Here is a 12,686-nt window from a genome sequence, read left to right on the forward strand (position 1 = left end):
ACTGTCCCCGCCACACCCGCCCGGCGAAGGTGAAGGGGAACTCCCATGCCCGTCTCGGTCGTCCGCTTCAACCTCGTCGAGCCCGGGGCCGACTCCGCTTCCCTGGGCGCCCGCTACCGGACCGCCGTGGAGATGGCCGCGTACGCCGACGAGCACGGGGTCACCACGGTCCAGACCGAGGAACACCACGGGGTCGACAACAACTGGCTGCCGTCGCCGTTCGTCTTCGCGGGCGCGGTGTTCGGGGCGACCCGGAACATCGCGGTGACCGTGTCGGCGGTGATCGGCCCGCTGCACGACCCGCTGCGGCTGGCGGAGGACATCGCGGTGCTCGACCTGCTCGGCGGGGGCCGGCTGGTGACGGTGGCCGGGATCGGCTACCGGCCGGAGGAGTACGCCCTGTTCGACGTGGAGTGGAAGCGGCGGGGCCGGCTGCAGGACGAGGTGCTGGAGACGGTGCTCAAGGCGTGGACCGGGGAGGAGTTCGAGTACCGGGGCCGCACGGTGCGGGTCACACCGCGCCCCTTCACCGATCCGCATCCGCTGCTGCTGGTCGGCGGCTCCTCCAAGGCCGCCGCCCGCCGCGCCGCCCGGCTCGGCCTGCCGTTCTTCCCCAGCGCGCATCTGCCGGAGCTGGAGGCGTACTACAAGGAGAAGCTCACCGAGTACGGCACGGAGGGCTGGACGATGATGCCCACGGCGGAGACACCGCTGCTGCACATCGCCGAGGACCCGGACCGGGCGTGGGATCGGTACGGGCAGCACTTCCTGCACGAGGCCCTCACCTACGCGTCCTGGCAGTCCGGCGACATCCACTCGGCGGTGCGCTCGTCGGCGACGACGGTGGAGGAACTCCGCGCGGAGGGCGTCTACCGCATCCTCACGCCGGAGGAATGCGTGACGGCCGGCCTGGACAACCTGGTCCTCCACCCGCTGGCAGGCGGCATGCCCCTGGAGGAGGGCTGGCGAAGCCTGCGGCTGTTCGCAGAGGCCGTGCTTCCGGCGCTTCCGGCGTAGGCGGAAGACGGGGGGCACGGCGGATCGAGTGACAGGAGAAGCGTGAACCGCCGCCCCGCCCGGGCAGTGACCGGGCGGGGCGGCGGGGGGTACGAGGAGAGGGGCAGCGGGGACTTGGCCCTTCTCCTCGAGTCGGGAGCCTCGTGACGAGGGTCAGCCCATCTCCTCCAGGGACTTGCCCTTCGTCTCCTTGACGTACTTGAGGACGAACGGGATGGAGAGGGCCGCGAAGACCGTGTAGATCACGTAGGTCGCGGAGAGGTTCCAGTCGGCCAGCGACGGGAAGCTCGCGGTGATGGCCCAGTTGGCGATCCACTGCGCCGAGGCGGCCACGCCCAGCGCGGCGGCGCGGATCCTGTTCGGGAACATCTCGCCGAGGAAGACCCAGACGACCACACCCCAGGACAGGGCGAAGAAGAGGACGAAGATGTGCGCGGCGACCAGCGCGGTCCAGCCCTGCGCGGCGGGGAGCTTGCCGTCGACCAGGTGGTAGGAGAAGGCCCAGGCCTCCAGGGCGAGGCCGACGACCATGCCGACCGAGCCGATGAGGGCCAGCGGCTTGCGGCCGATCCGGTCCACGAAGATCATCGCGATCACGGTGCCGATGATGTTGATGATCGACGTCGTGAAGGAGTAGAGGAACGAGTCCGTCGGGTCGACACCGACCGACTGCCACAGCGTCGAGGAGTAGTAGAAGGCGACGTTGATGCCGACGAACTGCTGGAAGACCGAGAGACCGATACCGACCCAGACGATCGGCTTGAAGAAGAAGGAGCCGCCGAGCAGGTCCTTGAACGTCGACTTGTGCTCGCTCTTCATCGCGTGCTCGATGTCGGCGACGCGGGCGTCCAGGTCGACGCTCTTGCCCTCGACCTCTTCGAGGATCGCGCGGGCGCGGTCACGCTTGCCGACGGAGAGCAGGAAGCGCGGGGACTCGGGGATGGCGAAGGAGAGCAGGCCGTAGAGGACGGCCGGGATCACCATGACGCCGAGCATGACCTGCCAGGCCTCCAGGCCCATCAGCTTGCCGCGCTGGTCGCCGCCGGCGGCGTTGAGCAGACCCCAGTTGACCAGCTGCGAGACGGCGATGCCGATGACGATCGCGGCCTGCTGGAAGGAACCGAGACGGCCGCGGTAGGCGGGCGGAGCGACCTCGGCGATGTAGGCGGGGCCGATGACGGAGGCCATGCCGATGGCGAAGCCGCCGATGATCCGCCAGAAGGCGAAGTCCCACAGGGCGAAGGGCAGCGCCGAGCCGACGGCGCTGACGGTGAACAGCACGGCGGCGATCTGCATGCAGCGGATACGGCCGATCCGGTCGGCTATCCGGCCGGCGGTCGCGGCGCCGATGGCACAGCCGATCAGGGCGATGGCGATGACCTGGGCCAGGGCGGCGGACCCGATGTCATAGCGGCTTCGGATGGCCTCGACGGCGCCGTTGATGACGGAGCTGTCGTAGCCGAAGAGGAAACCGCCCATCGCGGCGGCCGCCGCGATGAAGATGACATGCCCGAGATGATCGGGGTGAGCCGTCCCGGCTCCTGAATTGGGTGCCTGCGCAGTGCTGGTCACAGAAAACTCCTCGGGCCACCCGGCAGCGCTGCCGGGGGGTGGGGGTGAGCCCTCTCAGGTTCAAGTGGCGCACAAGTTCACACCGCTCACACCTGAAGGTAAAAGCAACGTTGCAGAGACTATGCCTTCAAGTTTCGAAGTCAATAGGGGGTGAGGTGTGACGTTGCAGAGACCACGCAAGGGAAATGCGTTCACTTCTTGAAGGATGGGAGGAGGTGACGTGCCCAAGGGGCGCGGGGCTGTATCGATTTGCGGCTCCGCCACGGGGCGCGACCAGCCACAACGCACCCGCAGCCGAAGTCGGCCAAGACCCAGCGTCAGCGAAGCCGCTGGCTGATGACCTTCGACACACCGTCGCCCTGCATGGAGACGCCGTAGAGCGCGTCGGCGACCTCCATCGTGCGCTTCTGGTGCGTGATCACGATCAGCTGCGACGACTCCTGGAGCTCCTGCATGATGCGGATCAGCCGCTGGAGGTTGGTGTCGTCCAGGGCCGCCTCGACCTCGTCCATGACGTAGAACGGGCTGGGCCGCGCCTTGAAGATCGAGACCAGCATTGCGACGGCGGTCAGCGAGCGTTCGCCACCCGACAGCAGGGAGAGCCGCTTGACCTTCTTGCCCGGCGGCCGGGCCTCGACGTCCACACCCGTGGTGAGCATGTTGTCGGGGTCGGTCAGGATCAGCCGTCCCTCGCCGCCCGGGAAGAGACGGCTGAAGACGCCCTCGAACTCCCGGGCCGTGTCCCGGAACGCCTCCGTGAAGACCTGTTCGACCCGCTCGTCGACCTCCTTCACCACTTGAAGCAGGTCGGTGCGGGTCTTCTTCAGGTCCTCCAGCTGCTCGCTGAGGAACTTGTGCCGTTCCTCAAGGGCCGCGAACTCCTCCAGGGCGAGCGGGTTGACCTTGCCGAGCTGCTGGTAGGCCCGCTCGGCCGCCTTGAGCCGCCGTTCCTGTTCGGCCCGGTGGAAGTGCTTGGGCTGGTTGCGCGGATGCTCGGGGTCCTCCGGCAGCACCTCGCCCTCGGCGGGGGGCGAGGGCGGCACCAGCTGGTGCGGGCCGTACTCCTCGGCGAGTCCCGCCGGTTCGACACCGAGTTCCTCCAGCGCCTTGGTCTCCAGCTGCTCGATCCGCAGCCGTTTCTCGGCGCCGAGTACCTCACCCCGGTGAACTGAATCCGTGAGTTTGTCGAGTTCCGCCTTGAGGTCACGGCCGGTGTTGCGGGCGGCGGTCAGCTCCTGCTCGCGCCGGGCCTTCGCGGCCTCGGCGGCGTCCCGCTCCCGGTCGGCCCGGCCGACCGAGACCTCCACATGCGCGAGCAGCTGCCGGGCGCCGGAGGCGACGGCCTCCGCGACCGCGGCCTCGTGGCGCAGCCGGGCCCGGCGCTGTTCCGCACGCGCGCGTGCCTCGCGTTCCGCGCGGGCGGCGCGGTCGAGGGAGTCGGCGCGGCCGGCGAGGCCCTTGACCCGCTCCTCGTGGGTACGGACCTGGAGGCGGGCCTCCATCTCGGTCTGGCGGGCGTTGGCGCCGTCGGCGGCCAGCCGGTCCCGTACCGAGGTGTCCGGTTCCTCCTCGACCGGCATCTCCTCGGCCACGGCGAGCCGCTCGGCCAGTACCTCGACCTCTTCCAGGGCCTTGTCGAGGGACTCCTGGGCGCGGGCGGCGGCGGCCGTGGAACGTTCCGCCTCGCCGGCCGCGCCGCGCGCCTGTCCGGCGAGCCGGCCGAGCTGCTGGGCGACGGCCGACTTCTCCCGGTCGGCGGCGCGGCGGCGTTCCGCCAGCTCCTCGACCTGTGCGGTGCACGCCTTGCGGTGTTCCTGGGCCGCCTGCTGGGCCTCGGTCAGCGCCTCGCAGCGGACCGCCAGCTCTTCCAGTTCGGCGGCGGCCTCGTCGACGGAGGCCTGTACTTCGAGGAGGCTGGGGGCGCCCGCGGAGCCGCCGTGTGCGAAGTGCGCGCCGAGGAGGTCGCCTTCGGCGGTGACGGCGGTGAGGTGGGGGTGGCGGTAGACGAGCTCCTCGGCGGCTTCGAGGGTGTCGACCACGACGATGCCGTGCAGGAGGCGGCGGACGGCGGGCATGAGGTCGGCGGGGCCGCGGACGAGATCGGCGGCGGGCGTCCCGGCGGGCGTCCCGGCGGGGGGTGCCGCGGAGGGGGGTGCCGGGAGGGGTCGTGGGTCGGGTGCGGGTGCGTCGTGGCTGGTCGCGCCGTTCCCCGCGCCCCTTTGGGGCGCTTCGGACCGGGGCGCCTCAGGATGGGGCAGTTCAGGGGCGTCCGAGAGGAGGAGGGCTGCTCGGCCTCCGTCCTGTTTGCGGAGGAGGCGGATCGCATCGGCTGCCGAGGCCGGGGTCGTTACGGCGATGGCGTCGGCCGCCGTGCCGAAGGCCGCCGCCAGGGCCACCTCGTGGCCCGGGGTCACCGTCAGCAGTTCCGCCGCCGGGCCCAGGACTCCGGTCAGGCGGTCCCGGGCGCCGAGCAGTATGCCGGTGCCGTCCTTGCGGCGCAGGCCCAGTGCCAGCGCCTCGCGGCGGGCCTGGGTCGCGGCGCGGCTGCGTTCCGCCGCGGTGGTCGCCTCACGCGCCGCGGTCAGCGCCGCCTCCGCCTCGGCGAGCCGCAGCCTGGCCTGCTCGTGCTGTTCGGCCAGTTCCTCGTCACCGGCGTCGAGGCCGTCGACCTCCGCCTTCAGCGCCTCGTACTCCTCCTGCGCCGACACCGCTCGCTCCTGGGCCTCGTCGCGGGCGGCGGCCAGCCGGTCGATCTCGGCCTGGGCCGAGCCGGCACGCGAACGGGCCGCGTTGACCTGGCCGTTCAGCCGGGCCAGGCTCTCCCGGCGATCGGCGATGGAGCGGGCCACGTCCTTCAGGCGCCGCTCCTCGTGGGCCAGTTCGCGCTCCAGTTCGGCGCGGTGCGCGACGGTGTCGTCGAGGGCGTGCTGAGCCGCCTCCAGGGCCGCCTCCAGCTCGGCCTCCTGCTCACGGATGCGGTGGGCCTCGCGCTCCATGTCCTCGGGGTCGCGGCCACGCCGCTCCTCGGGCGGCGTGGAGGTGGCGCTCTTCACCCGAGCGTCGGCCAGCGAGATGGTGCCGCGTACCCGCTCGGCCAGCTGGGACAGCTCGTACCAGGTCTGCTGGGCGCGCTGGAGGCGCGGGGTGAGCCGGCGTACCTCGTCCTCCAGGAGCGCCTCGCGCTGGAGGGCCTTCTTCAGCTCCTGCTCGGCGGCTTCCTTGCGCTCCTTGAGGGCGGCCTCGTCGGCGATCTCGGTCTGCAGCGCCTGGCGCAGTCGTACGAGGTCGTCGGCGAGCAGGCGCAGCCGCGCGTCGCGCAGGTCCGCCTGGATGACGGCGGCCCTGCGCGCCACCGCCGCCTGGCGGCCGAGGGGCTTGAGCTGGCGGCGGAGCTCGTCGGTGAGGTCCTGCACGCGCGCGAGGTTGGCCTGCATCGCGTCCAGCTTGCGGAGGGCCTTCTCCTTGCGCTTGCGGTGCTTGAGGACGCCGGCCGCCTCCTCGATGAAGGCCCTGCGGCCCATCGGGTCGGCGTGCAGGACGGAGTCGAGCTGGCCCTGGCCGACGATGACGTGCATCTCGCGGCCGATGCCGGAGTCGGAGAGCAGTTCCTGGATGTCGAGGAGGCGACACGTGTCGCCGTTGATCTGGTACTCGCTGCCGCCGTTGCGGAACATGATCCGCGTGATGGTGACCTCGGCGTACTCGATGGGCAGCGCGCCGTCGGAGTTGTCGATGGTCAGGGACACCTCGGCGCGGCCCAGCGGCGGGCGGCCGGTGGTGCCGGCGAAGATGACGTCCTCCATCTTGCCGCCGCGCAGCGACTTGGCGCTGTGCTCACCCATGACCCAGGTGAGCGCGTCCACGACGTTGGACTTGCCCGAGCCGTTCGGACCGACGACACACGTGATCCCCGGCTCGAACCGGAGCGTGGTCGCCGAGGCGAACGACTTGAACCCGCGAAGGGTCAGGGCCTTGAGATGCACGCCGTCGGACTTTACCCGGCGGCGCTACCGCACTCCACGACCCCTCGCAACCTCGCGGTTTCGCGCATGAACATGCAGGGCACACCAGACGTTAAAGAGGGTGAAAGGATGCGCGGGGCTGGAAGGGGCCGGGCGCAGGGGTGCGGGGGCCACCCGGAGGGACAGCGAAGAAAAGAAGGGACGCCGGGGCGTCCCTTGCAGATCTTGACAACTTAGCGGTTGAAAGGGCTGCCCAACCGCCGCACGTGCTGTTGTGGAGCGATGCAGCGATCAGGTGAGCGCAGGCTCCGCCTGGTTTGCGTCGATGCTCTCCATGATCCTGTCGGGAGAAGCGGCAGCCGTCAGCGCGTCGTTCTCGGCCTGAATCCGTACAAGCTCGGATTCGAGGTCGTGGACACGCTGCTGGAGCCGTCGCATCTCGGCGAGGAGTCGCGGGTCAGAGCCGCCGACGTAACCGAGAAGCGCCTTTGCCATGATGGATGGTCCTCCACACTGAGTGACCGACCGAAGCGGTGTGGGTCGTGAGGGATCGCACCCGCGGTGCTTGACACATCCGAGTGTTACTCGCCTGTTGCTCCATGCCAAACAGCTAAGGTGCGCGGGGCTTTCAGCGTCTCACCAAAAAGTTTGACGGTCAACACGATCACGCCCTGTATTGGCGGGCGAACCCGGGCGCGCGCGGCTCAGGACCGGCGGCGCTGCGACTCCTGCGGGGCCCTCAGGACATGGCGATCATCTTTATCTGCGGAGCCTGCCACGACAAGCGATTCTTGGCAACCACCAGGCCATTCCTGCTTCGGGCACATGCCGGTGGCAGTTCACTCCGCTTCCACCTGCGGGGCTTCACGGAGCGGAGTCAGCGGATGGCGAAGCCCTCGTAACCGCCGCGGGGTGTGTCCCAGATCTCGGTGACACCCTCGACCCGCCCGGGCGTGTCATCGCCCTGGAGCCAGGCCAGCAGCCCTTCGCAGCCCGTCCGGGAGCCCTCCGCGACCACCTGGACGCGGCCGTCGCCCAAATTGAGAGCAAAACCACTCAGGCCGCCGATCTCCAGCGCCTTGGCCCGCGTGAACCAGCGGAATCCCACTCCCTGTACACGTCCACGTACCCAGGCGACCAGTCGCACATCCTCGCTCATGGGTGCAACCTAACCGGCCAATGTCACTCGGAACACTTCCGCCTTCACCGCCATGCGGTACCGTCCCGACCCAATGAATCTCATCTGAAACTCACTCGATCGGATGAGTCTGGTCGACCAGAAGGAGTCATTGGCCACACCGGCCCCTGGTCGGCCCGGACCGCGAGGACGAGGGAAGAAGGCAAGGACATGGGACGCCACCGACGCTCCGCCGCCGGCCGCGCCGCCACGGGCCGCGCCACGGGGGGCACGGAGAACGACGGCCCGTACTCGGGCGGCCACGACCCGCAGGACTCGTACGCGGGCCTCCGCTTCGGGACGGGCACCGCGGCCTACCTGCACCAGGAGGAGTACGCCGACGCCAACGCGCGCAGCTCCGCCTATCTGTACGCCACCGGCAACGGCTACGCCCGGGCCGACGACACGGCCGTCTTCTCCACCGAGGAGTTCGCCCCGGTCATCGGCGGCTCCCCGGCGGGCGGCAGCGGGCACCGGCGCAAGAAGAAGGCCGCACGGCCCATGCGCACGGGTCTGCTCGGGGTCTCGGCCGCCGTCGCCATCGGTACCGTCGCGGTGGCCACCGGCATGGTGCCGGGCCTGGAGAACTACAAGCTCGGCGGGAACACCGGCACCACCGGCGGCGACCAGGTACAGGCCGACGGGGCGCCCAGCAACACGGCCGCCGAACAGGGCGGCACCTCCGGCAGCGCCGAGAGCCGGGACACCGGCTCCTCGACCAGCCGTGACACCCAGCGCTCCGGCTCGCCCACGGAGACGGCCTCCGCGCCCGCCTCCACCTCCGCCGCCGCGTCGCCCACACCGACGAAGACGGCGTCCGAGAAGCCGGCGCCCAGCGCCACGCCGTCCAAGGAGGCGACGCCCGCGCCGGCCAGGACGGCCACCAAGGCGCCGGTGAAGACCGCCGCGCCGATCACCGTGTCCGAGGCGGCCGCCGCCGAGGCCGAGGTGCTCAAGCTGGTGAACGAGGAGCGGGCCAAGGTCGGCTGCAGCGCGCTGTCCGTGAACTCCTCGCTGACCAAGCTGGCCGAGGCGTTCAGCGAGGACATGGCCGCGCGGGACTTCTTCGACCACACCGACCCGGACGGCAAGACGCCCTGGGACCGGGCCGCGGCCGCCGGCATAGCCAACCTGGGCGGCGAGAACATAGCCCGGGGCCAGGCCACCGCCGAGGCCGTCATGGACGCCTGGATGAACAGCGAGGGCCACCGCGCCAACATACTGAACTGCGACTTCAAGACCCTCGGGGTCGGGGTGCACCTCGGTTCGGGCGGCCCCTGGTGGACGCAGGACTTCGGCTACTGAGACAACCGCAGGTCAGCGGCCTGGGAATCGTCCTGGGCCGTCTCCGGGCCGTCAGCCGCGCTCTCCGGAAGGACACGGTCCACGGCGGCCCGGGTACGGGTCCCACTCGACGACATCAGGTGGGTGTACGTCCGCAGCGTCAACCCTGGGTCGTGATGACCCGGGTACTCGCTGAGTGCCTTGATGCTCTCCCCCGCGTTCAGGAGCACCGAGGCGCAGCGCACTTCCTGCGGCGGCTCAGTCAGCCGCCCAGCAGTGGGCTCAGGAACGCGATGATTACGCAGAGCGCGGCACCCAGCAGCAGGATGATCCCTGCCTGACCGAGTCGGAGCCCTGCGCGGCCGACGCGTCCGGAGCGGAGTTCGGGTCGGCCAGTGGAGTTCGCCCGGGGGGCGAATCCGGCGCCCGCGAAGACGAACAGCGCCATGCCGAACAGCGTCAGTGCCGCGTACCCCTCGGTGCGGGCCGGGCTGATCCGCACGTAGGAGTCGGCGCCGACCCGGTCCAGGCGGGTGGTCTGCCCTGAGGCCAAGGACGGGTTCGCGGTGAAGCGTGCCGCTGGGTCCGCAGAGCGGCCGTCGTCCGACCGGAAGGTGCCGCTGCACCAGATCTCAGGAGAGCGTGCCCCCGCGTGCCCGATCGAGCAGCGCCCGACGGGGAAGACAGGACAACAACACCAGCGAATGGACCAGGAACGTGCAGGTCAGCGTCTCACCAGGTCAGCACCCCTCCGCATACGCGATCTTCCGAACTGGGTACGTGCCTTACCTTTGCAACGCCGAGCCGAAGCGTCGCCCGGCTGCATCACCGGTCTGGGGGCGAAGTGAGCAAAGGCATCATCGATCTGTGGCTGGCCAACAAGCGGCCGGCCGTGGATGGGCTGTTTCGCGCTGACGGTTCCGCGTGGGCGGTCGAGGTAGACGGTCCTGAGCTGTCCTGGTTCGACGTCGGCGAGCCGCTCGACCTCGATGAGCTGCTGGCGAAGGATCCGGAGCGGCTGACGTGGGCCGATGTGCATCCGCAGGGCCTGGCGGAGCTGTCGGACGGGTCGGGGTATGTGTGCTGCGGGGACGGCTCGCTGGGCTCGGAGGGTTTCTTCGCGCGGCTCGACCAGGACAAGAACCTGGCGTGGCTGGTGTCGTTGCTGGACTCCAACCCGTTCGAGGGAGCTGGGGTCCACGGCTCTCTGGCCACTTTCACCAACAACCTCGGCAACTCCCTCTCCATCGACCTGACGAACCCCTACTTCGCCTGACGCGGGGCCGGCGGCGGACGTCCAGCACAGCCACCGCTGACAACCGCCGACGGCCAAGTCGCAGGTCGCAGCGTTGATCGATTGCGTGGCCCCAGGTCAGAGACCCGGCCCGGTACTTCTTCGGCTACTGAGTCGTACGACCGCTCCAGAGTGCGCTAACCGACAGTTAGCGCACCCTGTTGGTTAGCGCTGTGCTCGCTTACGCTTGACCCATGACCATCAGCACCCAGGACCGTCCCGAGGAGGCGCATCCTCCGTACGACGCCTTCGCCCGGGCCTGCCCCTCGCGCACCACGCTGGAACATGTCATGGGCCGCTGGGGCGGGCTGACGCTGAGCGCACTGCACGAGGGATCGTTCCGGTTCAACGAACTGCGCCGGCGCGTGGACGGCGTCAGCGAGAAGATGCTCTCGCAGACCCTCCAGGCGTTGGAGCGCGACGGCCTGGTGCACCGCGAGGCCCAGCCGACCAACCCGCCGCGGGTCGACTACGAACTCACCCCGCTCGGCCGCGAGGTCGCCGACCGCCTGCTGTCCGTCGTCCACTTCGTGGAGAGCCGGATGGACGAGGTGCTGGCCGCCCGCGAGCGTTACGACGAGACGCGCGGCGCCCGCTGACACTTCGGGCAGAAGTAGCTGGACCGGTTCATCCAGGGCCGCCTGCGCATCGGCGTACCGCACCGCCGGCAGGGCAGCCCCTCCCTGCCGTAGGCGTCCAGCGAGCGGTCGAAGTACCCCGACTCGCCGTTGACGTTGACGTAGAGGCTGTCGAAGCTGGTGCCGCCGACGGCCAGGGCCGCGTTCATCACGTCCCGTACATGGCCGAGGAGTTCGGCGGTGCGCGGGCGGGTGAAGCCGGCGGTCGGTCGCTCGTAATGGAGACGGGCCCGCCAAAGAGCCTCGTCCGCGTAGATGTTGCCGACCCCGCTGATCAACGACTGGTCGAGCAGCGCCCTTTTGATGGTCGACCGCTTCCGGCGCAGTGCCTGGTGGAAGGCCTCGTCGTCGAACAGCGGGTCGAGCGGGTCGCGGGCGATGTGCGCGATGACGTCCGGCAGCCCGTCGACGGTGTTGTCGTGCAGCGACAGTCCGCCGAAGGTGCGTTGGTCGACGAAGCGGAGTTCGGTGCCAAGGCCGTCGGCGAACCTCACGCGGATTCTGAGGTGCTTCTCGTCCGGTGCCTCGTGCGGCTGCACCAGCAGCTGACCGCTCATGCCGAGGTGGGCGAGGATCGACTGGTCGGTGTCCTCCAGCGGCAGCCACAGGTACTTGCCGCGCCGGCTCGGGGTGCCGACGCGGTGGCCCTTGAGCCGGTGGGTGAAGTCGTCGGCGCCGGCGAGGTGCCGTCGTACGGCACGCGGGTGCAGCACTTCGGTCTCGGCCACGACCCGGTGGGCGACCCACCGCTCCAGGCCACGCCGTACGACCTCGACCTCGGGCAATTCGGGCATCACGTCTCCCGTGCAGGACCCTGGACGATGCGAGCGCCCGGCCCTGGGAAGGGACCGGGCGCTCGGATCATCGCGCTGTTCTTCAGGCGGAGGCGGCGGACGACGGACCGTCGTCCTCCTCGGCCGCGGCGGCCTCTTCGGCTGCCGCTGCCGTCTTGGCTGCCTTGGCCCGCTCGTCCGCGGCGGCGCGGATGGCGCGCCAGGCGGACTCGGCGGCCTGCTGTTCCGCCTCCTTCTTGCTGCGGCCGGTGCCGGTGCCGTACGAGACGCCTCCGACGCGGGCGGCAGCAGTGAAGGTCTTCTCGTGATCGGGGCCGGTCTCCGTGACCAGGTACTCGGGCACGCCGAGACCCTCCGTCGCGGTGAGCTCCTGGAGACTGGTCTTCCAGTCCAGGCCGGCTCCGAGGTTCGAGGACTTCTCGATCAGCGGGTCGAAGAGCCGGTGCACCAGCTCGGACGCCGAGTCGAGGCCCTGGTCGAGATAGACCGCGCCGATCACCGCTTCCAGGGTGTCGGCGAGGATGGACGCCTTGTCCCGGCCGCCCGTGCCCTCTTCACCGCGGCCGAGCCGGATGAAGGAACCCAGGTCGAGACCGCGGCCCACCTCCGCGAGCGCACGAGAGTTCACCACCGCTGCCCTGAGCTTGGCCAGCTGGCCCTCAGGCAGGTCCGGGTGGGTCGTGTACAGCGTGTCCGTGACGACGAGGCCGAGGACGGAGTCACCGAGGAACTCCAGCCGCTCGTTCGTCGGCAGACCGCCGTTCTCGTACGCGTAGGAACGGTGGGTCAGCGCACGCACCAGAAGGGCGGACTCGAGCTGGTAGCCGAGCCGCCCTTCCAGAAGCGTGTGGGACGAGGCCGTGTTGTCCGTTTTCTTCTTGGCGGTTGGGTCCGCCTTGGCGTCATCCGCCTTCTTGGGACTGGACACAGTGCCTCTCACCTGGCCGC

General features: G+C 70.1%; 11 protein-coding genes. 4 read left to right on the plus strand and 7 right to left on the minus strand.

Features of this window, described 5'->3' with window-relative positions:
* Nucleotides 1-45 precede the first annotated feature (45 nt).
* Entirely contained in the window at nucleotides 46-1,017 is a 972-nt protein-coding gene (locus tag ACFWXC_RS36720; RefSeq protein ID WP_384485678.1) for an LLM class flavin-dependent oxidoreductase, read from the plus strand.
* 153 nt (nucleotides 1,018-1,170) lie between these two features.
* On the opposite strand, the gene ACFWXC_RS36725 is transcribed toward ACFWXC_RS36720, so the two are convergent.
* The 4 genes from ACFWXC_RS36725 to ACFWXC_RS36740 all read right to left on the minus strand — a co-directional run bounded on the left by ACFWXC_RS36725 (nucleotide 1,171) and on the right by ACFWXC_RS36740 (nucleotide 7,710).
* Entirely contained in the window at nucleotides 1,171-2,589 is a 1,419-nt protein-coding gene (locus ACFWXC_RS36725) for a sugar porter family MFS transporter (RefSeq protein ID WP_384485680.1), read from the minus strand.
* A 317-nt stretch (nucleotides 2,590-2,906) separates the two neighbouring features.
* Nucleotides 2,907-6,572 carry an AAA family ATPase gene (locus ACFWXC_RS36730; RefSeq protein ID WP_384485682.1) on the minus strand — a complete coding sequence of 1,222 codons (3,666 nt, stop codon included), beginning with the start codon at nucleotides 6,570-6,572 and terminating at the stop codon, nucleotides 2,907-2,909.
* Between the two features lie 270 nt (nucleotides 6,573-6,842).
* Nucleotides 6,843-7,046 carry a hypothetical protein gene (locus ACFWXC_RS36735; RefSeq protein ID WP_384485684.1) on the minus strand — a complete coding sequence of 68 codons (204 nt, stop codon included), beginning with the start codon at nucleotides 7,044-7,046 and terminating at the stop codon, nucleotides 6,843-6,845.
* 382 nt (nucleotides 7,047-7,428) lie between these two features.
* Nucleotides 7,429-7,710 (minus strand): acylphosphatase, encoded by a 282-nt coding sequence (locus ACFWXC_RS36740; protein WP_351712561.1) that lies wholly within the window; start codon nucleotides 7,708-7,710, stop codon nucleotides 7,429-7,431.
* 189 nt (nucleotides 7,711-7,899) lie between these two features.
* Here ACFWXC_RS36740 and ACFWXC_RS36745 point away from each other — a divergent pair, with 189 nt between their 5' ends.
* Nucleotides 7,900-9,033: a CAP domain-containing protein gene (locus ACFWXC_RS36745; RefSeq protein WP_384485686.1), complete on the plus strand. Its 1,134-nt coding sequence runs from the start codon at nucleotides 7,900-7,902 to the stop codon at nucleotides 9,031-9,033.
* Nucleotides 9,034-9,274: 241 nt separating this feature from the next.
* On the opposite strand, the gene ACFWXC_RS36750 is transcribed toward ACFWXC_RS36745, so the two are convergent.
* Nucleotides 9,275-9,565, minus strand: coding sequence for a hypothetical protein (locus ACFWXC_RS36750; RefSeq protein WP_384485688.1), 291 nt, complete (start codon nucleotides 9,563-9,565; stop codon nucleotides 9,275-9,277).
* A gap of 291 nt (nucleotides 9,566-9,856) precedes the next feature.
* Between ACFWXC_RS36750 and ACFWXC_RS36755 the strand changes: the two genes are divergently transcribed.
* Both ACFWXC_RS36755 and ACFWXC_RS36760 read left to right on the plus strand, forming a co-directional pair.
* Complete coding sequence (locus ACFWXC_RS36755) at nucleotides 9,857-10,288, plus strand: hypothetical protein (protein WP_384485690.1); 432 nt, start codon at nucleotides 9,857-9,859, stop codon at nucleotides 10,286-10,288.
* Between the two features lie 212 nt (nucleotides 10,289-10,500).
* Nucleotides 10,501-10,905: a winged helix-turn-helix transcriptional regulator gene (locus ACFWXC_RS36760; RefSeq protein WP_384485692.1), complete on the plus strand. Its 405-nt coding sequence runs from the start codon at nucleotides 10,501-10,503 to the stop codon at nucleotides 10,903-10,905.
* Here ACFWXC_RS36760 and mutM read toward each other — a convergent pair.
* Together mutM and rnc are read right to left on the minus strand one after the other, a co-directional pair.
* Complete coding sequence (gene mutM, locus ACFWXC_RS36765; RefSeq protein ID WP_384485694.1) at nucleotides 10,878-11,738, minus strand: bifunctional DNA-formamidopyrimidine glycosylase/DNA-(apurinic or apyrimidinic site) lyase; 861 nt, start codon at nucleotides 11,736-11,738, stop codon at nucleotides 10,878-10,880. The genes ACFWXC_RS36760 and mutM overlap by 28 nt on opposite strands.
* An 82-nt stretch (nucleotides 11,739-11,820) precedes the next feature.
* Complete coding sequence (rnc, locus tag ACFWXC_RS36770; protein WP_384485696.1) at nucleotides 11,821-12,678, minus strand: ribonuclease III; 858 nt, start codon at nucleotides 12,676-12,678, stop codon at nucleotides 11,821-11,823.
* Between the last annotated feature and the right edge of the window lie 8 nt (nucleotides 12,679-12,686).

The sequence above is a fragment of the Streptomyces sp. NPDC058683 genome (assembly GCF_042716195.1).
Lineage (GTDB): Bacteria > Actinomycetota > Actinomycetes > Streptomycetales > Streptomycetaceae > Streptomyces.